This window comes from Thiomicrorhabdus marina, assembly GCF_017571465.1.
Classification (GTDB): Bacteria; Pseudomonadota; Gammaproteobacteria; order Thiomicrospirales; family Thiomicrospiraceae; genus Thiomicrorhabdus; species Thiomicrorhabdus marina.
In genome coordinates this window covers 231,239-256,793 of the sequence record NZ_JAGETV010000001.1, presented here as the reverse complement: position 1 = coordinate 256,793, position 25,555 = coordinate 231,239, and the positions used below count along the sequence as shown (strand labels likewise).

20 protein-coding genes, 1 tRNA gene and 2 pseudogenes are annotated in these 25,555 nt (G+C 42.7%); 8 read left to right on the top strand and 15 right to left on the bottom strand.

The features are described 5' to 3' along the window. Window positions 1–3,891 (top strand): cadherin domain-containing protein (locus J3998_RS01200; protein ID WP_208146617.1); only part of this gene is annotated, 3,891 nt, incomplete at its 5' end. Between the two features lie 495 nt (window positions 3,892–4,386). After that, a tRNA-Arg gene (locus J3998_RS01195) sits at window positions 4,387–4,463 on the top strand. A gap of 319 nt (window positions 4,464–4,782) precedes the next feature. On the opposite strand, the pseudogene J3998_RS01190 reads toward J3998_RS01195, so the two are convergent. From J3998_RS01190 to J3998_RS01170, 5 genes and pseudogenes are all read right to left on the bottom strand, one after another. Then, window positions 4,783–5,755 (bottom strand): annotated as a pseudogene (locus J3998_RS01190) (IS5 family transposase). Between the two features lie 197 nt (window positions 5,756–5,952). Then, window positions 5,953–6,606 (bottom strand): ArsR/SmtB family transcription factor, encoded by a 654-nt coding sequence (locus tag J3998_RS01185; protein ID WP_208146615.1) that lies wholly within the window; start codon window positions 6,604–6,606, stop codon window positions 5,953–5,955. 113 nt (window positions 6,607–6,719) lie between these two features. Further along, on the bottom strand, window positions 6,720–7,172 hold the full coding sequence (locus tag J3998_RS01180; RefSeq protein ID WP_208146613.1) for a class I SAM-dependent methyltransferase: 453 nt from the start codon (window positions 7,170–7,172) through the stop codon (window positions 6,720–6,722). Between the two features lie 123 nt (window positions 7,173–7,295). After that, entirely contained in the window at window positions 7,296–8,396 is a 1,101-nt protein-coding gene (locus J3998_RS01175; RefSeq protein ID WP_208146611.1) for a YeeE/YedE family protein, read from the bottom strand. 91 nt (window positions 8,397–8,487) lie between these two features. Further along, window positions 8,488–9,231 carry an MBL fold metallo-hydrolase gene (locus J3998_RS01170; RefSeq protein WP_208146609.1) on the bottom strand — a complete coding sequence of 248 codons (744 nt, stop codon included), beginning with the start codon at window positions 9,229–9,231 and terminating at the stop codon, window positions 8,488–8,490. A gap of 201 nt (window positions 9,232–9,432) precedes the next feature. Here J3998_RS01170 and J3998_RS01165 point away from each other — a divergent pair, with 201 nt between their 5' ends. The 3 genes and pseudogenes from J3998_RS01165 to J3998_RS01155 form a co-directional block, all read left to right on the top strand. Beyond that, window positions 9,433–10,704, top strand: coding sequence for an MFS transporter (locus J3998_RS01165; protein WP_243750530.1), 1,272 nt, complete (start codon window positions 9,433–9,435; stop codon window positions 10,702–10,704). A gap of 128 nt (window positions 10,705–10,832) precedes the next feature. After that, on the top strand, window positions 10,833–11,744 hold the full coding sequence (locus J3998_RS01160; RefSeq protein WP_208146607.1) for an alpha/beta hydrolase: 912 nt from the start codon (window positions 10,833–10,835) through the stop codon (window positions 11,742–11,744). 218 nt (window positions 11,745–11,962) lie between these two features. Further along, window positions 11,963–12,659: pseudogene (locus J3998_RS01155) on the top strand (helix-turn-helix domain-containing protein); the annotation flags it as partial. A 321-nt stretch (window positions 12,660–12,980) separates the two neighbouring features. Here J3998_RS01155 and J3998_RS01150 read toward each other — a convergent pair. The 5 genes from J3998_RS01150 to J3998_RS01130 are packed head-to-tail and all read right to left on the bottom strand — an operon-like array spanning window position 12,981 to window position 17,050. Next, window positions 12,981–13,352: a copper-binding protein gene (locus J3998_RS01150; RefSeq protein WP_208146605.1), complete on the bottom strand. Its 372-nt coding sequence runs from the start codon at window positions 13,350–13,352 to the stop codon at window positions 12,981–12,983. Window positions 13,353–13,362: 10 nt separating this feature from the next. After that, complete coding sequence (locus J3998_RS01145; RefSeq protein ID WP_208146604.1) at window positions 13,363–14,775, bottom strand: multicopper oxidase domain-containing protein; 1,413 nt, start codon at window positions 14,773–14,775, stop codon at window positions 13,363–13,365. Window positions 14,776–14,793: 18 nt separating this feature from the next. Then, window positions 14,794–16,221, bottom strand: coding sequence for a TolC family protein (locus J3998_RS01140; protein WP_208146593.1), 1,428 nt, complete (start codon window positions 16,219–16,221; stop codon window positions 14,794–14,796). Beyond that, the gene (locus J3998_RS01135; RefSeq protein ID WP_208146592.1) at window positions 16,218–16,508 is read right to left on the bottom strand and encodes a hypothetical protein; all 291 of its coding nucleotides are present in this window, start codon (window positions 16,506–16,508) and stop codon (window positions 16,218–16,220) included. The genes J3998_RS01140 and J3998_RS01135 overlap by 4 nt, the downstream gene beginning before the upstream one ends. A gap of 47 nt (window positions 16,509–16,555) precedes the next feature. Further along, on the bottom strand, window positions 16,556–17,050 hold the full coding sequence (locus tag J3998_RS01130) for a hypothetical protein (protein ID WP_208146591.1): 495 nt from the start codon (window positions 17,048–17,050) through the stop codon (window positions 16,556–16,558). A gap of 108 nt (window positions 17,051–17,158) precedes the next feature. Here J3998_RS01130 and J3998_RS13460 point away from each other — a divergent pair, with 108 nt between their 5' ends. After that, on the top strand, window positions 17,159–17,647 hold the full coding sequence (locus tag J3998_RS13460; RefSeq protein ID WP_208146590.1) for a transposase: 489 nt from the start codon (window positions 17,159–17,161) through the stop codon (window positions 17,645–17,647). Next, window positions 17,595–17,924, top strand: coding sequence for a transposase (locus J3998_RS01120; RefSeq protein WP_208146589.1), 330 nt, complete (start codon window positions 17,595–17,597; stop codon window positions 17,922–17,924). The genes J3998_RS13460 and J3998_RS01120 overlap by 53 nt, the downstream gene beginning before the upstream one ends. A gap of 164 nt (window positions 17,925–18,088) precedes the next feature. Here J3998_RS01120 and J3998_RS01115 read toward each other — a convergent pair whose 3' ends face one another. The 4 genes from J3998_RS01115 to J3998_RS01100 all read right to left on the bottom strand — a co-directional run bounded on the left by J3998_RS01115 (window position 18,089) and on the right by J3998_RS01100 (window position 24,367). After that, window positions 18,089–21,223 (bottom strand): efflux RND transporter permease subunit, encoded by a 3,135-nt coding sequence (locus tag J3998_RS01115; RefSeq protein WP_208146581.1) that lies wholly within the window; start codon window positions 21,221–21,223, stop codon window positions 18,089–18,091. 12 nt (window positions 21,224–21,235) lie between these two features. Then, complete coding sequence (locus tag J3998_RS01110; RefSeq protein ID WP_208146578.1) at window positions 21,236–22,528, bottom strand: efflux RND transporter periplasmic adaptor subunit; 1,293 nt, start codon at window positions 22,526–22,528, stop codon at window positions 21,236–21,238. Between the two features lie 11 nt (window positions 22,529–22,539). Next, window positions 22,540–23,808 (bottom strand): TolC family protein, encoded by a 1,269-nt coding sequence (locus J3998_RS01105; protein ID WP_208146576.1) that lies wholly within the window; start codon window positions 23,806–23,808, stop codon window positions 22,540–22,542. Window positions 23,809–23,986: 178 nt separating this feature from the next. Further along, complete coding sequence (locus tag J3998_RS01100) at window positions 23,987–24,367, bottom strand: hypothetical protein (protein WP_208146574.1); 381 nt, start codon at window positions 24,365–24,367, stop codon at window positions 23,987–23,989. 262 nt (window positions 24,368–24,629) lie between these two features. On the opposite strand from J3998_RS01100, the gene J3998_RS01095 reads away from it, so the two are divergent. After that, complete coding sequence (locus J3998_RS01095) at window positions 24,630–25,010, top strand: type II TA system antitoxin MqsA family protein (protein ID WP_341829237.1); 381 nt, start codon at window positions 24,630–24,632, stop codon at window positions 25,008–25,010. Window positions 25,011–25,201: 191 nt separating this feature from the next. Here J3998_RS01095 and J3998_RS01090 read toward each other — a convergent pair whose 3' ends face one another. Beyond that, on the bottom strand, window positions 25,202–25,429 hold the full coding sequence (locus tag J3998_RS01090; protein WP_208146560.1) for a helix-turn-helix domain-containing protein: 228 nt from the start codon (window positions 25,427–25,429) through the stop codon (window positions 25,202–25,204). Window positions 25,430–25,555: the final 126 nt, after the last annotated feature.

Genomic DNA, 25,555 nt, shown 5'->3' with positions numbered 1-25,555 from the left:
GACTTCAGTGCCGATGAAGGCACCACTTCCGGTACCGTTGTTGGCACGGTCAGTGCCAGTGATGCCGACAACGACGCCAATAAAGTCTATAGCATTGAAGGGGGTAACGAAGCCGGTCTATTCAGCATTGATGCCGCCACTGGTGCCATCAGTGTGACGCAAGACATTGACGATGCGCAGTTAGGGGACTACAGCTTAACGGTTAAAGTCGACGACCTTGAAGGCGGGACTGACTTGGCAACGGTCAACATCAGTCTAGACAATGTCAACGACAACCCAGTAATAGGTGAAGGTCAATTAGCGACAGTTTCTGAGGCCAACCTTGTTGATGGGTCAAGTCCTGATTCAAATGCGTTGATTGATAGCACGGGTAATTATATTTCTGTGAGTGATTCTGACGGCGGAGATGACATCTTTGTTAATGGAACAAAAGTGTACGATGCTGAGACAGGGCTTACAGGTACTTTAGTTGATACCACTAATGGTACTGGTGAACTGTTATTCACAGCTTTCTCAGGAGGGGAGCTTCAATATACCTATACCTTGAAAGATAATGTTTTAGAGAATGATGTTGCATCACATACTGATAGTGTCACTGTTTCAACTAGTGAGTCCTCGTTTACTCCAGTTGTGATCAATATTGCCACGATTGGAGATGATGCACCTAGTGTAACTCCAGTTAGCTTTGGTACGATTGAAGATGGCAATTCTGTTTCATCTATCTCATTAGCCCAAGTATTTGGTGCTGATGGTAGTGGTGATGTTGATTTTAGCTCATCAATCAATGGAATGAGTGTTGTAAGTGACGGCGACCAGGTTTATTTCAACGGCCAAGAGTTAACTTGGTCTTTGGATTTGAATGGCGATGTGTTAACTGCTGTCACGGCAGATAATCAAACCGCAATTACGATTACTTTAGATCAAAGTAGTGGTAGCTATAGTATCGATGTTGCTGATGGTACTTTCTATCTTGCTGGCGATGAGATTACATTTGACATTGGCGGCTTAAGTGGCAGTAGTGCAGATGCTTATGCAATCGGTACAGACGGTATTGATATTCTGATTACTTCTGCAAATTCATCGGGCGCGGTATCAACCAACACAAGTGGCGCTGGTGGCGTAGGTTATGTTGGCGCGGCTTCACAATGGGTTGATGGTTCATCAGGTGAGTCGGTTACCTTCTCATTCTATGATTCATTGGCTAGTAGTGGCCCTTTAACTGGCCAAGCTGCAATTGATAACGCTTTAACTGATGCGAATATTGCAGGTGTTAACACCTTCTCAGTTTCTGTTAATACGCAGAGCGGAAATGCGACAACCTTAACTCTTGATTTTATTGCTGTTGATGGTACTCAAGGAACCTTAGATGTTGCTGTCGGTTCTAATGGTCCTGGAACGCCTTATACAATAAGTGTTGATACGGCAGATATTTCTTGGGATTCAGGAAGTGATCTAGCAATTGCTTCGGTTACCTTTAATGCGGATGGTGTTGACTTCCGTGTGGGTGGGGACTTCTCGCTAACTGAAATCAGTCCGTCAGACATTAACTTAAGTGTTCCAGTCGACATTACTGATGCGGATAATGACAGTTCTGGAGGAAGTCTTACCGGTACGATTACTAGTGATGGTGTTGAAGCCACCGCTATCGCAGCAGATACGGCTCCAATGGCGGTAGATGATGTAATCAGCATTGCAGAAAGTGTTAGTCAGACAGTAACGACCGGTAGTGATTTGGTATTAATGATCGATCATTCAGCAAGTGTTAGTTCAAGTCAGATGGCGACACTAAAATCTTCTATTGAAGGTCTATTTAACAGTGGTGCGGTGCATTCGGTATTCATTACCTCTTTTGCAAAAGATGGCACTTTCCATGATTCTGGTGAGAACGGAGGTTGGTACACTAATCTCACCGATGCAATGACAGCAATTAATTCCATAACCACCACTGGTTCTGATAGTTACGGAACAGATTATGATGCTGCCTTGAAAACGGTTACTGATAATTTCGTCGCTCCACCATCTGGTGGCGGGAAATTGGTTTCAATGTTTATTTCAGATGGTTCTCCAAATGAAAATAACGGAACTGGTTCAAACGGTATTATTGAATCTGATACGGGTGTAGGTGGTGTTGGCGAAGAGACAGCTTGGATAGACTTCTTGTCGAGCAATGGGTTTGATGACTCATTTGCTGTCGGCTATGGAGGGTTATCCGGCTCGGGCGTTGGGCATTTAGAGCCGATTGCGTGGTCGTCGGGTGAAACCGCGAGCACATACGATGCAACCGATATTTATGCGTCAGATTTTGATACTAATGATGCTGCCGATGACAGTAACGTTATTATCTTAGGCGACATTAGTGACCTTGCATTAACGCTAACATCTGTTATTACCCCGACACCAAATCAAGTGAGCGGCAATTTACTGGGTAATGACAGTGATGGTGGCGATGGCTGGGGAACTCCTGAACTTGTTTCAGTGACCCATGGTGCATCGACTTATACCTTTGTGGATGCTGCTGACTCGCATACCTTTACTACCAATGCCGGTAGCTTTACGGTATCGGGTGATGGTAGCTATACCTTTACTGCCTTGAATGATGTTACTGCTGATATGAGTGATACATTGAGTTATCTCGTACAGGATGCCGATGGCAGCCAAGCGACGGCGAACGTGAATTTGACGACAACGGATGTAGCAGTTGTTCCACCAACTACAGTCACTAAAACCTTTGATGGTAATTCAGTCGAACTAGTTGATAGCCACGATAGCGGATTACACTCTATTAGTTATCAACTTAATGGTATCGCTACTGAAGCCAATATAGACATCAGTAGTTACAATGCATCCAATCACAATGGGCAAATTGAGCTCTATAAAGACGGGGCTAAAGTTGCTGATTTTGATTTGGACTCTTATAGTTATTCCTCGGGTTCAGCATCAATCACGGTTACCGAAAGCGGCGGTTTTGATGAGATTCGCGTCATTAATACTGACAACGATAAAGACTTTAGAGTGGAGGACGTTTCAGCAGAAGTTGTGGTTGATTCCTCGCCATTGCTAAACGGAACGCTGGTTGACGGTATTGTAGAAGGTATCGCCTATTCAACCTCTTCCGGTTTAACTGGCTTTACTGATGAAAACGGCGGCTTTAGCTATTATCAAGGAGATCAAATAACCTTCTCTATTGGTAATGTTGTGTTAGGGTCTTTTGGTTCTACAGCCTTATCAGACGGACATGTGTTCTTGCAAGAAATAGCTGGTACAAGTCTGCAAGATGTTAATGACGAATATGTCGAAAACATGGCTGTATTGCTACAAACCATTGATTCGAATGCGAACGCTTATGACGGAATTGTGATCAGCCCTGAAATGCATGAGCAATTTAGTGATGACAGTTTTGATTTGAGCACGATTAGTGGGGATCAGCTAGCACAAATTCTGGTAGAAAACGGATTAACTCCAATCTCAGAAGACAGTGCAATGCAGCACGTTCAAGATATGATTGTTGACTACACTGATATGGACGATAGTGATTTTGATATGCGTATCGTCGATGCAGAGTCTGACGACGGTATTCTTGATTATGAAGGATTTGATTTTGATATGACGGATGTATCTGCCGAAGACACCATTAATGTCCAGATTCAAGACTTGGTTGACACGGAAAATTCTGGTGCTGTTGATTTATCCTCTGAAGTTGAGGAACTTGAGACTCCGGAAGAGAGTGCACAAGACTTGCTTGCTCAAAGTGATCAAGGCGATAGTGCTCCTAATGCACCTGAAACTGCACCTGATAAAGTAATGGAATCAGACGCTTCATCAAGTATGGATGCTACAACGAAAGAAATCATTGACAACTTAGTCGATGGTAATGGTGGTGAAAACATTTAAAAACAGATTCTGTTTTAAATTAGTCTTAGCCCCGGTAAATCCGGGGCTTTTTTATTTTATAGACTTAATTCTTATGAAGGAAATACAGCAGGATCAATTGGCTCTTGTGACGGATTTTAAGATAAGAATGCTAATTTGGATTTGTTGAAACCAGTGTCAATGAATCAGTGGTTTTATAAGAGGTTGTGCTTATCTATAAAAATTTAAGACATAGCGTTTATCATTAAGTATTCTTCTATCAAAGTGAAAAATAGAGGTTGGGCTATGATCGTAAAGATATGGCGTGCCCGAGAGGATTCGAACCCCCAATACAGCCTCCGGAGTGCTACGTCAGCCACTAAATTCGCACCTAGAGCAAAGCTCGATTTTTATGAAAATATAGGGCTACGTCGAATGGCATCTTTACTGAGAATTTTTGAATATTGTTTTTGGTAAAAACCAGAAAAAATTTCAATCTCAACACTCAAAGCCTTATAATACGGGACTTCACAAAACGCGCTTGTAGATCAGCTGGATAGATCGCTCCCCTCCGGAGGGAGAGGCCGGGGGTTCGAATCCTCTCAAGCGCGCCATTCAACTACGAGCTTAGCTCTAAATCCCCATTTTTCTGTCGGTGACAGATTTGTGCCAACTATTGTGCCATCAAAACTTAGAAAAACCGAGCGCATCTTTTTTCTTGTCACATGGTTACGATTCGGTAATCAAGCTACGGTAAAGATTTTATCTCATTTAATTTATGACTGGTGCAATTCACTAGGGAAACACCGAATAAGTCATTTTCGCTTGAGCCACTGACCTGAAATCTTAAAAATCAGTCAAAACGTGCATTGTTTGGCTAATTTTTTCCTGGATTTCACCAAATTCGGTGAATTCCGGTGATTCTAGACACACCTATCCTGCATTTCGTCGAATTATCTGATCAATTTTGTAAACGTTTGCTAACGTAAACAGCATGGCGAGTTTGTTATCGTTTTTAGCTAATCCTCGATACCGTGTTTTGCTAAAACCAAATTGACGTTTGATGACCCGAAACGGGTGCTCGACTTTCGCTCTAAGGCTCGACATACCATATTCAATGCTTAGCGCGACTTTATTCTTACGAGGATGTTTCCTCAGCGCTTTGGTTTTACTCGGTCGTTGCGAGATAAACCAATCGACATTTTTCTCTTTGAGTTCTTCTCGTTTCTCGGCACCGGTATAACCCGCATCTGCAAAGACCATTGATTCCTCTCCATGCAACAGATTATGGGCTTGGTTTAAATCGTGTTCATTCGCTGAGGTGGTTGAAAATGAGTGAACCGTGCCGAGTTTTGCATCGACACCGATGTGCGCTTTCATTCCGAAGTAGTATTGATTCCCTTTCTTCGTCTGATGCATCTCTGGATCGCGTGTGCCGGTTTTGTTTTTAGTTGAACTTGGCGCATCAATAATCGTGGCATCAACAAGAGTCCCTTCTTTTAAGAAGACATTGGCGTCTGCGAGCCATTGATTCACTTCATCAAAAATCTTGCGAGAAAGCTGATGCTTCTCCAGTAAGTGACGGAAGTTCATCATCGTACAGCTATCCGGAATCGCTTGATTGAGGGATAGACCGGCAAACTGACGCATTGAAGCGATCTCATACAAGGCATCTTCCATGGCTTCGTCACTGAGGTTATACCAGTTTTGCATACAGTGAATACGCAGCATAACTTTTAATGGATAGGGTCTACGACCATTGCCAGCTTTAGGGTAGTAAGGCTCAATGATTGCCTCAAAGCGCTTCCATGGCATCAGCTTTTCCATACGACCAAGAAACTTCTCTTTACGCGTCTGGCGCTTCTTTGTGCGTAAATTCACTGTCTGAAAAACTGAGTTGAGTCATAGTTAATGCCTTAAGTACGGAAAACGTGCGGAATTATCTCATAAGCTAAAAAGCAAGGGACTTGTTCTGTGTTTCCTTAGTCCTCTTTTAAAAAGCCGAGCTTTTAATAACAGAAGTTCCTTCAATAATATCGAGTCTCTCCTGATATTGATGACAAGGAATCCTGATCACAATCTGATTAGATTAAAAGCCTATTCTTAATAGTCTCTCAGTGATCGCCATTCAGGATACCCATCGACTAATCTTTTGGCTTGAAACCCTTTGGCTAGTAGGGTTTCAACCGCATCACCAGACCACATGCAGTAGGGTCCACGACAGTAGATAATGATTGGCTGGTCGTGTTTGAGTTTAGCTAGGTTATCAGCGAATTGATCAATTGGAATATTGATGGCATTAGGAATGTGTCCCTCAAGGAATTCATCTTCTGGGCGAACATCGACCAATTGATATGCCTGATGGTTCTGTTCAAGCTTTTTTATCTCTGTCATTGGAATGGGTTCTAGAAGAGTATTTGGCTTAAGGTGTTGTTTGAGCAGTGCTTGCATCTCTTCCAGTTGCGTTTCCGCGACTTGGCGCAAATGAACAATCAAGGTGTAAACCGACTCATCGCTCAAAGTATAAATAATGTGTTTTCCCTCTCGTCTTGAAGTCACTAGACCGGCGTGTTTAAGGTGTTGTAAATGCTTAGAAACCCCCGCTCTGGTTAAACCAACCTTTTCACCAAGCGTATCGACATCGCTTTTACCTTGAGCTAATACATCCAAAATCATCAGCCTGTTTTCGTGACTGAGTGTTTTGCCAATAGTTGCCAGTTGTTCAAATAAATTTTTTTTTAAAGATGTGGAAGACATAAGTAATTAGTTTCGATAAGCGATAATGAAATTTATCTTAAACTTTTTTACAGACAACAATCAACTCGGGTGTTGAATGTTTTGTGATTTAAGATTGAAGAAGCATGAAATACTCATTTATAAGCATTCACCGCATAGTGCCATGGACAACTGTCCGATATATCAATCACCACGGTTGTGTAGAAACCAGCGGTTTTACACCAGGCCTGTATACTTTCAGAGCTAGGGCGTAAAGCCATATCAGGACCTCTGGGTGTTTGGATGTCACTACGCCAGTGAATAATAAGCAACTTTCCGTCTTCAACTAACAAATTGTGTAAATGACTTAACCAAGGAATTGGGTCTGAGAAGTGTAAAAGATTAAATACGGTAATAAAGCTTAGACTCTCTGGTTTTAAAGGTAACCATTTTTGCTCAGAAAGATCGAGGATATCTTGGCAGTGCGTCTTTAGACGACATTGATCCTTTTTGGCCACACTCATGGGTAATTGAGCGCAAAGTTCAGGTTCAATATCAAGAGTAAAGGTGCCATAGCCGGCCCCCATCTCAGCGGCATCACCTGCCAAAGGTCACAGTGGTAGCAATGTTTGCATCAGCTTTTCAGCATCAAAAAACTGTTGCCACAGTGATTGTTCAGGCATACCGCTTTGCGGGATTTTCACCTTGTTCTCCTTTGGGCTAATACAATTTTATCGAGTTCGTGAATCGAACCGAATGCCTACATAGGCACCAGTAAGAATGGCGGCGAGCGCTACCATTGACCCCAGTGCTAAGGTAGCCATACCCGATAAGCCGTGGCCGATGGAGCAACCCATAGCTAAGACAGCACCAAAACCGACCATGACGGCACCGAGCGATGAACGCCAAAAATCCTGGGAGGATGCAAATCCTTCCAACTTAAACTGTTTGAAACTAACCGCCGCAATTAACGATCCAACGACCAAACCAAACACGGCGATGACGCCAAAACTGACAAGTGCCCATTGAGGTTCAGACAGCCAGTGCACCACGTCTCCCATTGGTGCGGCAAAAGTAAAAGACTGAGTGCCCAGACCGGCCGGTGGAATATCCATAAAATAGCCTTCTTCTTGAACAAATTGTGCATAGGAGCCGCCTGTCAACGCATAAGCACCCACAATAACGCCACCAATCACAAAAGCGGTCATGAGTGGATAGAGTTGTCTGAATTCTTTTAAACGCAACAATAAGATGAATAAAGCGCCCCCAATGATGACGCCTAGAACCATTCGCCAAGTGCTGAGTGATTCTGTTTGTCCCATCACTAGACTGGCGAAATCTTGAGCACCGCTATCTGTGAATTGTAGGCTAAGTGGACTAATCCACGGCATTACCCATTCGGCATAGAAACTGGTGCGGGTCATCAGATATGCGACTAAGGCCATAATCATCACCAGCCAAACCGCCTTGATACTGCCTTGACCGACGCGAACTAGATTCCGCATTCCGCAACCGGCGGCTAGCACCATACCAAAGCCAAAAATAAAACCGCCTAAAATATAGCGCCCCCAAGCAAACTCGGTGGTGCGATAAGGGGGGATGGTTTGTGATAAATTAAACCAACCAAATCCTTCGACTAAAGCCGCAAACAGTATGGCAACAGCGATGGCACCAAAGTAAGTCGCCAATCGTCCAGCACGCCTTTCATTGACCCACTCACGTAACCCCCCGACGGGACAAAAAGCACTGCGTTGCGCGGTAAAACCAAAGATAACCGCCAGTGCAAAAATGATTAAATAATAAGGCCAGAAAGCCGTTATCAATTCATTCATGTTAACTCCTGTAAAAAAATCCATAATCGACTGTACTCGCTGAGAACGGTGCTCGTTGCGAGAGTGCCGTGTCGCTAAAATTTTTGATGGCTTAAGCGACTTGAGCAGGATTTAAGTTAAACGCCACAATTTCTTTGATTTCAGCAATATCTGGCAGTTCTGTTCCCCCAACCTGCTCAATAAAGGCATCACGGCTTAAACGCAAAGTCGGGTTGTAACGTTTCTCAAACCCCAGTGTTGACATGGGTTTGCCACTGATGCCGGCCCCACAAACACTGCCAGCTTGTGCACCTGGTAAAATTTCCATGGTATCGGGTAAAGTCAGAATTTTTTCGTGAATCGAATCATAGAGTTTAGCGGCCATCTCTTTTTCACGACCATGCAAATCAGGACGACCCACACTGCCGACAAATAAGGTGTGACCGGTGACCAAAAACCACGGCTCATCGGCACGTGAACGATCGGTAACTTTTAGAGTAATGCTGTCTTCGGTGTGACCCGGAGTGTGTAGGATTTCCACTTCAACATTACCGGCTTTCACAATTCGCCCGTCGGCTAAAGGCAAAAAATCACAACCGGCCGGTGAACTTTCAAATAGCGCATATTCGCCGCCACTGCGTTGTGCCAACTCATAGCCGCCGGTTAAATGATCGGCATGAACATGAGTATCAATCACATAGGCAATCTTAATCCCTTTTTTAGTAGCGATTTCCAGATAGGTTTCGACTTCATCCTGGTGAACATCAACCGCAATGCCTAATCCTTGGCCGACACAGCCAAGTAGATAAGAGAGTGAACCGGGTTCAGAGTTTGGAGTGTGTTGGAATAAAAACATTTGCATGACCTCTAATGATTTAAAAACAATCAACTGTTTAGTTGAGTGTTGTACTTTATGGATTATTGAGTCATTAATCAACTGGTTAGTTGATTAATATTTTTTGTGGCGGCCATAAATTTTTAATCAGTAATTTGATTGCAAAGCGGACGGACAAAAACTATCATTCAACCACTTAGTTGATTGTTTTAGGGGTTGAGTATGTCAATGAAGAGTGAAATTCAGCACGGCATTAAAGCGAATTTATCGCAAATTGTGCACCAGCTCATCCAGGTATTTTTAGTGGGTTTAACCATCGGGATGACGCGCACAGTGGTACCAGGCTTAGCCGAGACTGAGTTTGGTTTGGCCTCGCAAGCCTTTATGAGTTTGGCCATGTTTGTTGTGGTGTTTGGTTTGGTCAAGGCCATAATGAACCTTTTGGCCGGGCATTTGAGCGACCAGTTTGGTCGTCGTCGCTTACTGGTCGTCGGTTGGTTGTTGGCCATACCGGTGCCGCTTTTGATTTTCTATGCCCAATCATGGTGGTGGATTATCTGGGCCATGGTGTTTTTGGGGCTCAACCAAGGGTTATGTTGGTCGATGTCACTTAATAGTAAACTGGATTTAGCGAGAGCTGATCAAAAAGGACTAATCAATGGTTTTAATGAATTTTCAGGTTATGCGGCCGTAGGTATTGCCGGCTGGATTACCGCCTATTTTGCAGATATTTATGGTGCCCGAGAAGCCTTGTTGGGTTTTGGCTTGGTGGTGATTGGATTGGGACTGCTTTTGGCCATTTGGAAAGTCATTGATACCCATCCTTGGTCGCAACTGCATCAGCATAAACACGAAACTGAAAAAGGTGAAAACTCAAATCATCAAGTCGTGAGTTTGAAGCAAATGATGATTTACGCCACTTTTAAACAGCCGCAATTAATGGCATTGAATCAGGCAGGTTTGGTTGAGAAGTTTATTGATGCTTTAGTGTGGGTTTTTATGCCGGTCTACCTTATCAGCCAGGCTCAATCATTGGTTAGTGCCAGCGCCATTATTGCCATTTATGGCGTAGTTTGGGGGGCTTCGCAATTAATAACAGGGCCGTTGTCAGATAAATATGGTCGCCGTGGTTTGATTGTGGGTGGCTTCTGGTTATGTGGTCTAAGCAGTTTTGGTTTTGTGTGGGTTGAGACGGTGTGGGCTTGGTCCGCTCTAGCCGCCTTAATGGGCTTTGGCATGGCGATGCTTTATCCAACCTTAGGCGCGGCTGTGGCGGATGTGGCCGAACCCAAGTGGCGAGCCAGTATTTTAGGTATTTACCGCTTTTGGCGTGACTTTGGTTATGCCGCCGGAGCACTGCTCATGGGCGTGTTGGCCTTTTATACCGCCTCGCTTGTTTGGCCATTTTATTTTGTGGGTGTCATGATGCTACTTTCTGGCCTGTGGGTCTGGCTGGCCTTAATGCCTAAAACCATTAATTCAGAGAAGGATTAAATGTTGCGACAAATTGTTAAGTTCACTTGGGTGACGCTACTTATGATTCCTTTGGATGTTACTTATTCTGAAGACAACTGGACTGGCTCCACTTATATTTTAACAAACCTACTTTAAGGAGTATTTAAATGAAAAAACTTATGTCTATTTTAACCCCTTGGGTTCTTGGGGCAAATTTAATGGCGGCTTCCACTGCATTGTTAGCAGCCGAAACCAAAGAAATCAAACAAACCTATCAGGGTCTGAGCGTCAACGCTAACTTAGTGCTGGCAGATGGCAAAAGTTATAGCGATGAAATGGTATTACTAACTCACGGGACGCTTACGCATAAGGATCGTTCAACCTATGCACAGCTGCAAAAAAATCTGGCTGCACAAGGGGTAAGCTCTCTGACAATGAATTTATCGTTAGGTGTGAATGACCGACAAGGGGAATACGATTGTGCAGTACCTCACACGCACAAACATACGGATGCCCTGAAAGAAATCGACTTTTGGTTGAATTGGTTGAAAACGCAAGGTACTGAGCAAGTGACGCTTATGGGGCATTCTCGCGGTGGTAACCAAGCTGCTTGGTATGCGGCAGAACACGACAGTCCAGCTATTAAAAATGTGGTATTGATTGCTCCGGCAACTGGAGAACAGCAATCGGCTCAAGATTATGAGAGCAAATATGGCAAACCTCTGGCACCTATTTTGGAAAAAGCCCAAGCACTGGTTGCTCAGGGTAAAGGTGATACACTGCTTGAAAATACCGATTTTATCTACTGTAAAAAAGCAAAGGTGACCGCGGCTGCATTTGCGGATTACTATGCACCAAAGCCACAGTTTGACACCCCAACTATTTTGCAAAAGGTGAACAAGCCGACCTTGGTAATTATGGGTAGTGCCGATACGGTCGTGGCAGATTTACCTGAAAAAATTAAACCTTTGGCGGATGCCGGAAAAGTCGAAACCCTGATGCTGGAAGACGCTGACCACTTCTTCTTAGATTTTGCGAATGAAGATATGGCCTCGGCGGTAGTGGAGTTCAATCAATAGCTTGAGCTTAGAAGATATGTAGTATCTTAATTTCAAAACCCTTGATTATTTCAAGGGTTAAATATTGCCCTCTGTATATCTAAAGTACACGAGGTTTCTTTATGCAGTATCCTGGCAGAACTAAGGTTTCATTGATATGAATTAGTTCAGACAAGATCTGACACATCTTCTTAAAAAATAGAAAGTTACCCATTTTGATAGAAGTGTCGAATCTTTGAATCAAAACAAAAAGAGGTAACTCTAATGCTTCATACTTACCAATCTTTAAACATAAAGCAGCGCTGCTGAATCTAGCGGAAGAACGCGGCAATGTATCCAAAGCCTAGAAAGTCATGGGCGTATAACGAGATACGTTTTATCGCTATCAAGAACTTGTCGAAGACGGTGGAATCGACGCTCTGATAGATAAGTCTCGTCGGACACCGAACCTAAAGAATCGTGTCGATGAAGTTACTAAAAAAGCCGTCACCGAATATGTCATTGAGTATCCCGCTCATGGACAAGTCAGAACATGCAATGAACTTCGAAAACAAGGTTCTGCAAGCGGTGTTCGTTCTATCTGGCTACGTCATGATCTGGAGAACTTCAAAAAGCGTTTAAAAGCGCTGGATGCAAAAGTGGCTGAAGAAGGCATCATTCTCACGGATGTGCATATTGCTGCTTTGGAAAAGAAAAAGCAAGATGACAAAGAATCAGTGGAGATTGAGACGCGACATCCTGGTTATTTGAGCTCACAGGATACGTTCTATGTCGTTAATCTCAAAGGCGTTGAGCGAATCTATCAACAGACTTTTATTGATACTTACAGCAAAGTTGCCGATGCTACGCATACTGACAAATCCTGAAACCCAATATCGTGGCAAGGTTGAGCATCATGATTATCAGCTTTACTTGGCAATTAATGATGTTGACTATGTATATATTCTTTCTATATTGATTCATGAACCATTGAGGCTAATACCCAAGAATTGGCATCGGGCAAAGAAGTGTGTTCCTTTGATTGCCGTTTTAGAGCAATCAAAGGAAGTTTTTTAATGTATTTTGGTAGTTAGATGTGAAATCATGATTCTGCTACCAGGCATTAAGGCGATTAGTAACTCAGTTTTATAACTAGCCATTGTAGAATTATTGTCATTTTTCATATAACTGAAGTTTCCCCTTAGATTGGACTTATTATCTGAAACTGCGAAAGATAAAAAAGAGAACTTCCAGTATAAAATTAATTATGGAAGTCATCTAATCAATTGTTTTTTGAATTTCCAGTAATTTCATTTTGGAATCTGAGCGGAATTGGACTTGATCACCACGTTTTAAACCTTCAAGCATGGTTGGGTCATCAGCGCTAAAAGACATAGTCATGGGTGGCATATCCAGCTCATCAAGTTCGCCATGTTTTAAAGTAATTTTGCCATTATGAAGTTGAACGCGTTTGACTTCGGCGATTACGGTTTTTTGCATCGTTTTGTGTTCACTAGCCATATGCATGTTATGACCGTTAGGGTGATCATTATGATTCATTGCCCAAATCGATGAACTGACACCAAACGTTAACGCAATCACTAAAATAGCGCGAATGGTATGGAAGATTTTTTCTGCTTGAGTTTTCATAGCTTACTCCTTAATGATGGTTGTGATTTGAGGATTTTTTGACGTTAACCTCAACTGGTGAATCGATAGGTTGTGTTGTCGGCATAGCACTTTGCCCGGGATCGTTTGAACGTCGTGGTTTGAGAGGTTCGCCTTGGTATTCATAGGCTTGTGTTCCAGCGGGTTGTTGGAACCAGCCAGGGTCAGAATAGTCACCAGGTTTTTGATCTTCTCGTACTTTGAAAACGCTGAACATACCGCCCATTTCTACTGAGCCGTAAGGTCCATCACCCGTCATCATCGGTAAGGTGTTTTCTGGCAATGCCATTTGCATTTCAGACATGTCTGCCATGCCACGTTCGCCCATCGCCATGTAATCTGGCACCAGAGAATGAAGTTTTTGCGTCACACCGCGATGGTCGACACCAATCATTGTTGGCACATCGTGTCCCATTGCATTCATAGCGTGATGGCTTTTATGACAGTGAAATGCCCAATCACCGACTTCATCGGCAATAAATTCAATTTGTCGCATTTGTCCAACAGCGATATCGGTTGTGACTTCTGGCCAGCGACTGCCTTTAGGTGTTGGACCGCCATCTGTACCTGTGACTTCAAATTCATGTCCGTGAATATGAATTGGATGGTTGGTCATGGTTAGATTTCCGATGCGAATACGCACTCGATCGTCTTTGCGAACACACAGCGGTGAAATGCCGGGGAAAACACGCGAGTTCCAAGTCCATAGGTTAAAGTCAGTCATGGTCATAATATTCGGTGTATAAGCACCAGGTTCAATGTCATAAGCATTCAGTAAAAAACAGAAGTCACGGTCAACCTCGTTAATCAAAGGATGTTTTTTCTTAGGGTGAGTGACCCAAAATCCCATCATTCCCATTGCCATTTGTGTCATTTCATCCGCGTGAGGATGGTACATAAAAGTTCCCGGCCGGCGCGCCTCAAATTCATAGACAAAGGTTTTACCGGCCGGTATTGCTGGTTGATTAAGTCCAGAAACGCCGTCCATGCCATTTGGCAACCGCTGCCCGTGCCAGTGAATACTGGTGTGCTCAGGCAAATGGTTGGTAACAAAAATTCGTACTCGATCGCCTTCAACCACTTCAATCGTTGGTCCAGGTGATTGGCCGTTATAACCCCATAGATTGGCAATCATTCCGGGAGCCATTTCACGTTGCACAGGTTCCGCGACTAAATGGAATTCTTTCACGCCTTTATTCATGCGCCAAGGCAGAGTCCAACCGTTTAGAGTAACCACAGGGTTGTAGGGTCGGCCGGTATCAGGATACAGAGGATCCATGGTATCCGCGGAAGTTTGGATTACCGGTTCTGGTAAACTTGCCAGTGCACTTTTGTGAACCAAACTACTGGCAACAGCACCGCCTGCAAGCCCAGCCATTTTTAAAAAATCTCGTCGACTATTCATAAATTTCTCCTAATTTGGTTAGTGCGCATCGCTTGCGTTATTGGCTGAATTTGAATTGATTTGAGTCAAAATCGAGGTAATCGGTTGACCAATGAGATTGGCATCCAGATTAGTTTTCGCCTTCCAAAAGTCGGCTTTTGCATCGATTGCACTTTCAATGGCTGAGATTTGCTGTTTACTGTCGGCTATTAGCTGGAATACGCTAATAAACATACCGTTGTATTGATAAGTGTTTTCCTCAGCTAAAATTTCTTGCATGGGAACCACTTCATTTTGATAGTGGTTGGCAATATCGTAAGCCGTGCGGTAAGCAGAATAGCTTTCTCGCAAATAGGATGAGGCTTGGCGTTGAGTAGTCAAAAGTTGGGTTTGGGCTTGTAATAGTTTTGCTTTAGCGGACTGCCGTTTGAGTTCACCCCAATCAAAAATAGGGAGCTGAATTTCAATTTCAAAGCCATCAGAGTTTTCTTTATCGCCGGATTCCCGATCCTCTTTGGATTCTTTGATTAAGCCAACTTCAATATCAGTAAAGCTGGTGACTTTTTCAATGCCATAAGTTGATAGCAAAGAGTCTAATTGGATTTGAGCCATTTGGATATCAAGGCGGTTTGCGCCTAGATTTTTAACACTTTCCACTGATAAGGGCGAATCGGGTAAATCACTGAGCTGTGAAGGGAGTTTGAGCTGTTTGGCTTGCTTGGCTGTTAACCCGAGCAAACGGACTAATTGCTCTTTTTTACTCAGCCATTCGTGTTGTCTTTTAGCCAAAGTTACGGCTGCATCCGAGTAGAAAAGTTGCTGACGCAGGCTTTGACTTCGCGTGAAATTACCAGCCGCTTGCATGCGTTTAGCAAGGGTAGCGGTCGCCTCCGCAGCCGTCATAACTTTTTTTGCATATTGCCATTTTTCCTGTGCAACCACTGCATCAATCCAAGCGTTTCGCAATTGGCTAATCTGTGTCACGACTTTCACTGCTAATTCAGCTTGGCGTTGTTTGAGTTGCCATTTAGCGGCCTCCTGCCTTGCTGGTAATGTCAGTAAATCTAGTAGTCCAAATGACAGCACTTGTCCGATTTCAATTTCATGAGCGTTACTGACTCGTTCAAAACTGAAAGCAGGGTTATGAATGCGTCCAATCTGCGCGGCCATTGATTGTTGAGACCAGTTTTGAGCGAGCAAACTCTGGAATTCTGGACTGTAATTCAAGAGTAAGCTGACAGCTTTTGATTGATTTAGTGGCGATTTCAACAGCTCATCCGCAAAGTTTTGTTGAAAATTGGGAGACTCTAAATCTTGATGGAGTACTAATTCTCCTTGTGTGAACGGAGCGAGTTGCTGATTGGTTTGTTGCACCGATTTCGACATATCAACGGTTGCACAGCCTGATAGGCTCAAAATCCCAAGGGTGATGACAGACAAACGCCAATAGAGTGGTGAGGTTTTCATTGGGAACCTCCTTGCATCATTGAGTGTTCATGATGATGGTGCGAATGCCCATTGGATGGACTCTCTTGCGAAGAAGATGGTGTTGAACTTTGCATGCCTTCTTGCATATAGACACGCCAACCACCAATTTTTTCAACGGTTTGATTTGCTTGATACCAGTCGCCTAAAGGCGCATCCATAAAGGGTTTGTAGTTTGCGAATGCCGACTGATAATCGACCTGTTCTTGTGCCTGTAAATTGGTGCACACACCAATAAGCAGGACACCGCTTAAATTTAAAAAACGCATAGTGCCTCCAAAAAATTGGATTAAAAATTTTGAGATGGGATCAAAATTTATGCGTTGAGCGGAGGTCGATAAATGGAAGTAAAATCAGTTGAACGGAAAGTTTCTACCAAAGTAGGGATGGCAGAAAAAGAGGGCGTTTGTTGCCAAACTAATATGGGAGTTTCCAAAAGTTCGACACTAATGAAATAGGTACATTTGCAATCGTTATGCTGGAATTTGGAGTCGGTTTGAGTATCGCAGTGAGTGTCCGTAATCATTGAATGGCTGTTGTTTTGGGCATCTAGTTGCTTGGACAGCAATAGTGAGTGGTGGTAATGATTGGAAAGTTGATCGGTGGAAATTTGGTGGTTGCTTGAGTGGGTATTAAAATGCATCGTTTTTGCATCTAACGTCTCAAATGAGCTTTGAGTAGCGGTGTTTGGCTTGAAGTGATGCAAACAACTTAAACCAGCGGCGAATCCCTGAGTGAACACGGCAGTCATCAGCCACAAAACCAATGTGGCTTTGAAAAAACGCAAATTGTCGAAAATTGCTTTTCTCATTTGAAATACCGTTAACGAATAATACTTTACATTATCATTCTATGTAATTTGCAAGGTTATTCAAGGATTGAGTCTTAAATAAAGTTTTGACCGGCCGGTAAGTTTTAGGTGCAAGCTTGGTATCGTTTGAGTGATCCTGCCTGCGAAAAACCACTGGTACGAGATTTATTATTCCGTCGTTTTGTAGGGCTTAGCCTGCAAGATGCTGTGCCAGACCACAGCACCATCTGGCGTTTTCGCAACATACTCAATGAAGACGGACATCTTCAACCGTTACTCAATGTCATCAATGATCAGCTCAATCAAAAAGGCGTGCTGATTCAAAACGGGCAAGCCAGTATTATTGATGCTAGCTTCATTGAAGCTAAGAACAACCGGCCGAACAAAAATACCAAAGGCGAAAACACTCAAGATATTGAGGGGGCCTACAATGTCAAAACGGCCTCTGACGGTAAGCAAAAAACCACCTATGGTTTCAAAATGCACATGAATGTCGATGAGGACAGGCTTATTCTCAGTGAACAACTCACTCCAGGCAATGTCCATGACAGCCAAGTATTTGAAGACTTATTCACTGGACACGAAAAAGCGGCTTAAACTGCCTACAGATTTAGTTGACTATTACAAAGGCATTCAAAACAAAATCTTGTATCGTGCCTATGGAAATACACCGTTAAGCGATGCGCAAAAACAATTTAATCGTTATGTCAGTCAAGTCCGCTGTACCGTTGAGCGAACCTTTGGAGTTTTGAAACGGCTGTATGGATTAGGTAAAGCTCGTTATTTAGGGTTAGCCAGAAATCGAGCACGAGTTTCCCTGATTGTGATGGCGCATAACCTGAAACGCGGTGCCAATATTCAACGCGCTTGCTGATAAACCAAGGAGTTGGTGTGTCCAAAAATTGGAAACACCAACAAAATAATCAATCTTTGCCACGAAAATTGGCAAAAAACAGTGTTCACTGCACAAATGATGTCCAAAAATGCTCATTCAACCGTGTGAGTCAAGATGAGCATCAGTCATGCAAAGCATTCTTCCTATTTAATTGAAAGCTTTATTGTCTTAACTGAATAAACAATTTGGTATAAAGCGGGTAATACAACCAGCGTGAGTAGTGTTGAAGTCAAGATTCCTCCAATAACCACGGTTGCCAACGGCTTTTGTACCTCGGAGCCAGCTCCGGTATTAATAGCCATTGGTATAAATCCAAGACTAGCTACCAGAGCCGTCATTAAAACAGGTCTTAAACGTTGTGAAACGCCATCTTGGATAGCGGTTAATAGGTCAAGACCTTTATCTCGTAACTGTCGAATGAAGGAGAGTAAAACCACGCCATTCAAAACCGCTATTCCCGATAGCGCAATAAAACCAACCATGGCCGAAAGTGACAAAGGCATATGTCTCAATTCCAGAGCAAAGATACCTCCGCTCAAAGCCAGTGGAATTGCTGTAAAGATAATTAACGCATCTCTCATTGAGTTAAAGGCGTTATAAAGCAAACCTAAAATCATCAATAATACCAACGGAATGATCCATGCCAGTCTATCCTGAGCAGACTGGAGTTGTTTGTAAGTACCATCGTATTCAACCCAGTATCCTGAAGGCAGAGTAAGGTTTGCTTGAAGGCTGGACTTAACCTCTTCAACATAACCACCCAAATCACGACCTCTGACATTGGCTGTAATCACAATATTGCGTTTGCCGTTTTGACGGTTGATTTTGCTAGGGCCTTCCGTGATTTGAACCTCTGCGACCTCACCTAAAGGCACATATTTCAACTCTTGATTGTCTGAGTTTGGAATAGGTATCGGCAAACGCTCAATAGCTCGCGGGTCTGTGCGATAATTTTCATCCAGACGGACAACTAATTTAAAGCGTCGATCCCCTTCATAGATCCATCCCGCTTGCTGGCCATTAATAGCAAGTTGTACCGAGTTCTGTAAATCGGCAATACTAAGACCAATTAGAGACAAGTGTTCCCGATCTGGTTCAATGTTAATGAGCGGTAACCCTTCGGTTGATTCCACACGAACATCTTCTCCTCCAGCGATCCCTTGAAGCATTTGACTTGCTTGTTCACCAACTTGTGCCAAAGTATCCAAGTCATCCCCATAGATGCGAACAGCAACATCAGAACGAACTCCGGAAATCAATTCATTGAAACGCATCTCAATTGGTTGCGTGATTTCATAATTGTTTCCAGGAACCTGAGTAATGTTTTCTCGCAATTCACGAATAAACTCCGCTTTTGTTTTATTTGGGTCAGGCCATTCGGATTTAGGCTTGAGAATCAAATAAGTATCAGCGATATTTGGCGGCATAGGATCCGTGGCGACTTCTGGGGTACCAATCTTGGAAAAAACATATTTCACTTCTGGCAGTTTCTTAATGTTTTTTTCCAGTACATGCTGCATTTCAACAGACTGATCTAATCCTGTTCCAGTGACTCTTAAGGCGTGTAACGCGATGTCATACTCATCGAGTTGTGGCATAAACTCAATGCCCATCTTGTTCACCTGCATACTGGCCAAAACCACAATTGAAGTGGCTAACATAACAACGGCTACTGGCGCCTCTATTGCCATGCGAAGTAGCGGAGAGTAACCTCTTCGTACGCTGCGCATAATGAGGTTTTCTTTATGCTTTACTTGCCCTTTTACAAAAATCGCGATTGCTGCCGGAACAAAGGTAACCGTAAGTATTAAAGCACCCAACAAGGCCGCAACGACGGTAAAGGCCATCGGTTCAAACATTTTGCCTTCAACACCGCTCAGAGCGAAGATTGGGATGTAAACCAACATGATGATGAAAACACCAAATACCGCTGGTTGAAATACTTCTCGAGTACTGTTGATAATAACGTCAAACCGCTCTTGCAAACTGAGTAGTCGCCCTAGTTTTTTCTGTTGTTGCCCCAAGCGTAATAACGCGTTCTCTGTCACGATGACTGCACCATCAACAATCAACCCAAAGTCAATCGCACCAAGGCTCATCAAGTTACCAGATACTCGGTTAGCTGCCATGCCTGATATGGCAAACAGCATACTCAACGGAATGATTAAAGCCGTGATAATGGCGGCACGAACGTTTCCTAAAAACAAGAAAAGGATAACAATGACTAAAACCGCACCTTCGAAAAGGTTCTTTTCTACGGTTGCAATAGTTTTATCAACCAGTGTAGTTCGGTTATAAAGTGGCTCTGCAACCACACCAGGTGGCAAGCTCAAGTTAACCTCTTCCAGTTTGCTTGCAACGGCTTTGGCAACTGTTCGGCTGTTTTCACCTAGCAGCATGACAGCGGTACCCAACACCGTCTCTTGGCCGTTTAAGGTCGCAGCTCCCGTGCGAAGCGGATTGGCGATACTCACGGTAGCGACATCTTTTAAATTTACAGGAGCGTCATCAAGTTTTGCCACCGTTAAATTCTCGATATCTTCCAGCGTTTTTAATTGTCCAGTAGACCGAACCAACCATTGTTCGCCATTCTTTTCGATATAACCTGAACCAACGTTTTGGTTGTTCTTGTAAAGGGCATCCATTATTTGTTCAAGCGTTACTTTGAAAGCGAGTAATTTCTCGGGTTTTGGTGAAACTTGGTACTGACGTTCATGACCACCTATAGTATTGATTTCAGTTATCCCTGGTACCTTAACCATCTGAGGTCGAATGATCCAATCTTGGATAATTTTTAGATCTTCAGCCGTGTAACTTGAGCCATCGGGTTTCTTGGCCTGCTCTTGAGCGAAGATTGCATAAGTGAATATTTCCCCTAAGCCGCTTGATAATGGGCCCAGTGTTGGTTTCAAATCTTGAGGAAGGTTGATTTGTTGCAACCGTTCACTAATTTGCTGTCTAGCCCAGTAAATGTCCGTGCCTTCTTTAAAAATGACCGTTACCTGTGACAAACCATATCGGGAAAGTGAACGGGTATAGTTCAAATTAGGAATACCGGCCATAGCAGTTTCAATTAAAAACGTGATGCGTTGTTCGACTTCCAATGGGGTAAACCCATCCGCTTCCGTATTGATCATTACCTGGGCATTAGTAATATCAGGCACGGCGTCCATAGGCAGTTTTTTAGCGTTATAGATTCCCAATCCAACCAATAATAGGGTGAATATCATGATCAACCAACGCTTCTCTACAGAGAACTTTGTTAAAAAATGTATCATTTCAAACGCTCCTTAGTGGTCATGAGACGCGCCGTCTTTCAACGCGTCCGCTTTGACTAAAAAGCTATTTTCAGTGGCATATTCAGTGCCGGGTTCTATTCCACCCAGTACTTCGATGTAGTTCTCATCTTCTTCACCAAGTTCAAGCATTCGCACTTCATAGTCATTACGGTATTTTGCAAATACAACGGGCATGCCTCTAAAGCTCTGCAGCCCTTTTTGATTAATCGCAAGAGGAACCTGTTTTTCACCAACAGTTACTTGCGCTTTGATATGCATCCCAGGTTTCCAGTAACCTGAAGCGTTATCAATCACCGTTCTAGCGCGTGCGATATGACCATCAGTCATCGTCGGTGATAGATAGTCCAAAGTGCTTGAAACTTGATGAGAATTATCCAAAGATTCAACCATGACATTTTGTCCTTCGCGCAACTGCGCGATGTCTTTCGGGAAAGCGGATAGTTCAACCCATACCTTGTCTAGATTGGACACTTGCATCAATGGATCGTTTTGAACAATCTCGCCAGTATTTGACCATAGGTTGCTGATCTGGCCATTGGCGCTGCTTTTTACCGTGTATGTCTGCAATGTTTTGATGTTTTGCAAAGTGGCTAATACTTGCCCTTTTTGAACGTCATCCCCAAGCTTTACATGTACTTTTTGAATTTTACTAGGGTAAGGTGCAAACACTTTTGTTTTCTGATCTTGAGGCACCACAATCATTCCAAAAAGTTCTCTGTGTTGTTTAATGGTTTGTGGTCCAACAACCTCTGTTTGCATACCTGATTCAGCAAATAAACGGTCTGATATATAAGCACGACCTTCATGGCTTTCATATTGCCATTGGTGGAAGTTGCCGGCGTATTGCGCAGAAACCGTTACGCTGTATGAGTGAGGTTCAGCAATACTCTGGCTTCCCAAAAGATAATCATCTTCAGGTTTGAAAGTTAAAACGTCTTGCTTACCACCGAGACGATCTAATGTGATGTAAACATCAACCTTGGTTAAATCGACAGGTTGACCATTTTCATAGGCATACACACGCATTTCAGGAGGAATGCCGGTTTCATAAATAGTCAACTCTAGTGAAAAAGAGTCAGCAGATAATAGCTTGCCTCCATGCAAGCCTTTTTGTTCTTGTGTTTCAGGCCCATGGTCATGACCGAGCGTATCACCATGATCATCATGGGCTTCACTTTGGTGTCCTGCGCCTTCATCGTGATGGTGAAGCTGCTCATATAGTGCATAACCTGTTGCGCCAGCGGTCGCAAAAGAGACTGCTAATAATATTGATTTCAAATTCATGTTAATTCCTTTTATTCGGCAGCGGGCTTTATGCCAATCAGTCTTTCAAGTTCTAGTAATGTCAGCTGTCTTTGCTTATAAAGCTCTAGCTGCTGGGTTTTGAGTTCAAACCAGATTTGTTGAGCTTCCATCACTTGTAATAAAGAAGTGGAGCCACGTTGATAAGCCGCTAAGCTGGTGGAAATTAATTTTTTAGATTCGGGGAGTAATTGACTTTTAATGTCTTCCAATAAGCTCTGCATGCTCTGCAATGAATGCCAATATTCAATCACTTCTAATTTAAGTTTTTGAGTACTCTCAGTTTGAAGAGATTGGCTTTGCTGAAGCTTGATTTTTGCTGCCTCTATACGTCCTTGGTTTGGATTGCCAAAAGCCAATGGCATGGATATGCCAAAATTGAGAGTCTGTGCATCTTCTGCAGCCTTGTGGCCTATACCAAAGCTATAGGTAATGTCTTGGACACCATATGCTTTTTCCAGTTTAAGGTTGTAATCAGCCTCTCTTTGAAGGGCTAAATAGTGAAGTTGAGCGGGAGAGTTTTCAATCTGATCCAGCAATTCTTTTTTTGAAGGAATAACTGAACTGTTCTTGAATGAGCCAATTACCCGATTAATCTCAGTATCACTTTGCCACATGGCGCTCAAACGAACTTTTGCCAAGTTTTGCTGTTTTGAAATTGCAAGCAGTTGATGATTGGATTGTTTAATTAGAAAATGAATCCTATTTTGATCAACCGGGTTTGCAATCCCCGCTTGAGCCAATCGATCTATCTTTTGCAGAAGACTTTTCTGTTTAACTAAATTTTCACTCACGAGACCAGATAAATTCTGAAGATAGATAACTTCATAGAAACGTCGACTGGTTTCTGCAACCGTATCTATCTTGGCAAGTTCAAATTCTAGACGTTTACTGTCTTCTTTTGATTGAGAAAGAGCTAAACGGTGTTGAAGTTTGTCTCCCATCTCATAGTTTTGACTCAAAGTCAGTGTTAGCTGAGTTTGATCTGCTAATGAATAGTCACCAGTACCTACAAGTTCTTCTGCCTGGATGGAAAGCTCTGGTAAAGGTTTTATTTCAGCTTGCTGAGAAAGCGCTTGTTGATATTGAATATCAAATGGATATTTTTTTAATTCTGGATTCTTTTCCAATGTGTTCTGTATTGCTTGTTTAAGTGTCATATCGCTCATCGGCTCAATAGAGAGAGCAGATTGTGCGTACAAGCAAAAAGCGACAACCACAGTCATCTTATTTAATGTGGTGTTAAGTGGATTCGTTTTCATAACGACCTCAAGTTTATCAATCAGTATGATTTGCCGGAACTTGTACCTATCTCAAATTGTTTGTAGATGATTAAAAACAGTCTAGGTACAAGCCATAAGAATAAAAAGCTAAAGAATGAGTTATAGAAGATATGACTTAATGTCTCATTTTATTCTGGCGTGGAGAAGTTATAGAGAACTAGGCTGTTGGAGGAGGTAAGAGTGGTTTTTGGCCAAACGAGCTGATGGCCGAGTTAAAGGAGAGAAAAGCCTCTGAAGCAGGAAGGTTTAATAAAGCCTGATCCGTAGGCTTTGCTTCAATAAGATTTAGATGTATATGAATTTCACTTGCGTGATCATGTTCATGTAAGAGAGATTCAGCATAGACCACTAAGGAATCACGATGATTGGTATCGTGATGGTGATCATGTTCGTTTAATGAAAGGTGAATATGTGGTTTTTCACCTAATTCATGTTCCCCCATTCCCAGATGAAAATCTGAAAAAAACATTATTATCAGCAGTTGAGTTACAACCACCAACGCAATTATTCTTTTTATACTCAGATTCATTTGCTGCATTAAACAAGTCATTAAATTATTTTTTTAATCTTAGCAAGTTTTTATAAATTGTAAAAGCTCTACAGCTAACGTAACAAACGTTATTGTTTTTCATCACGATAAAAAAGATACGCTCGGGTTTTAGGGATTTTGATGGCACTAAAGTTGGCACAAATCCCGTCACCGATGGGAAAATGAGGGTTTAGGGCTGTGCTATTAAAAATAGATGGCGCACCCGAGAGGGAGAGGAGTCGCCCCCCCGGCCTTCCCCTCCGGAGGCCTTGTGATATTTAAAAAACATGTCGATAGTCTACTGTCCGCTGAAGAAATTCGTCGTATGCGAGAAGCTTGGGGCATTGATCAGAAACAAGCTGCTGCCATTTTTGGCGGTGGCCCTGTGGCGTTTTCTAAATATGAAAATAATGATGTGATGCAGTCAGAAGGCATGGATAAACTGTTGCGTGCTGCTTGGTATGCTCCTGATGTTTTTGAGTGGTTGAAAGAGAAAGCGGGTATTGAACAAGCAATTGACAATCACGCCTATCAAAAAACAGTGACAACACAGTTCAAATCAAAACCGACTTTAAAAGTTTTACAGACTTCTAATATTCAGAGCATATTCCGGCGGACTTTTGCTCTCCGCAAACCTCGATGCTCTTTTTGATAAATTCCTAATCTGTAATAGCTCAGCTTTGATACAACTGGAAAAATCCTATTTTCAACCGAACTCAATCTTTCTGATTTACTCATTTTAGGCATCCATCCTGAACTCAGATTACGATGGATTGATAGCAAACATGAAACCTATCTAGCATTCCACCGGGCAAACCTAGTTCAGCGAATTGCTTTCTGACGTTATTTTTGATCTTGGACTCGTTCAATCAAATCACAAATTTCACAATCAAAGAAATCACATAACTTCTCGACCTTTTCCAAGGTGGTGTTGTAGTCCTTGTTATTAAGCAACTTTGAAATCGTCACACGATTAATGTCGGTTGCATCCGATATTTCCTTGACTGTAACCCTACGTTTTTCCTGAAACTCCTTCTCAGCAATCAGTTCTTTTAGCTTGAAGCGAATCATTTTTCACCTTTTTTAAAAAATTTACGACAAAAGAGGTTGCGAGAAATGAATTTATGTGTAATATAGTTAATGAAAGTTAAATATATTTAACATTAATTAATTCTCAAGCTACATAAAGGAGCTGAA

Excerpts from the sequence above, each read along its gene's own strand:
- J3998_RS01175 (WP_208146611.1), bottom strand. The coding sequence starts at position 8,396 with ATGAATGAATTGATAACGGCTTTCTGGCCTTATTATTTAATCATTTTT.
- J3998_RS01090 (WP_208146560.1), bottom strand. The coding sequence starts at position 25,429 with ATGATTCGCTTCAAGCTAAAAGAACTGATTGCTGAGAAGGAGTTTCAG.
- J3998_RS01135 (WP_208146592.1), bottom strand. The coding sequence starts at position 16,508 with ATGCGTTTTTTAAATTTAAGCGGTGTCCTGCTTATTGGTGTGTGCACC.
- J3998_RS01150 (WP_208146605.1), bottom strand. The coding sequence starts at position 13,352 with ATGAAAACTCAAGCAGAAAAAATCTTCCATACCATTCGCGCTATTTTA.
- J3998_RS01145 (WP_208146604.1), bottom strand. The coding sequence starts at position 14,775 with ATGAATAGTCGACGAGATTTTTTAAAAATGGCTGGGCTTGCAGGCGGT.
- J3998_RS01110 (WP_208146578.1), bottom strand. The coding sequence starts at position 22,528 with ATGAATTTGAAATCAATATTATTAGCAGTCTCTTTTGCGACCGCTGGC.
- J3998_RS01160 (WP_208146607.1), top strand. The coding sequence starts at position 10,833 with ATGAAAAAACTTATGTCTATTTTAACCCCTTGGGTTCTTGGGGCAAAT.
- J3998_RS01170 (WP_208146609.1), bottom strand. The coding sequence starts at position 9,231 with ATGTTTTTATTCCAACACACTCCAAACTCTGAACCCGGTTCACTCTCT.
- J3998_RS01185 (WP_208146615.1), bottom strand. The coding sequence starts at position 6,606 with ATGTCTTCCACATCTTTAAAAAAAAATTTATTTGAACAACTGGCAACT.
- J3998_RS01140 (WP_208146593.1), bottom strand. The coding sequence starts at position 16,221 with ATGAAAACCTCACCACTCTATTGGCGTTTGTCTGTCATCACCCTTGGG.
- J3998_RS01105 (WP_208146576.1), bottom strand. The coding sequence starts at position 23,808 with ATGAAAACGAATCCACTTAACACCACATTAAATAAGATGACTGTGGTT.
- J3998_RS01130 (WP_208146591.1), bottom strand. The coding sequence starts at position 17,050 with ATGAGAAAAGCAATTTTCGACAATTTGCGTTTTTTCAAAGCCACATTG.
- J3998_RS01165 (WP_243750530.1), top strand. The coding sequence starts at position 9,433 with ATGTCAATGAAGAGTGAAATTCAGCACGGCATTAAAGCGAATTTATCG.
- J3998_RS01100 (WP_208146574.1), bottom strand. The coding sequence starts at position 24,367 with ATGCAGCAAATGAATCTGAGTATAAAAAGAATAATTGCGTTGGTGGTT.
- J3998_RS01120 (WP_208146589.1), top strand. The coding sequence starts at position 17,595 with ATGACAGCCAAGTATTTGAAGACTTATTCACTGGACACGAAAAAGCGG.
- J3998_RS01115 (WP_208146581.1), bottom strand. The coding sequence starts at position 21,223 with ATGATACATTTTTTAACAAAGTTCTCTGTAGAGAAGCGTTGGTTGATC.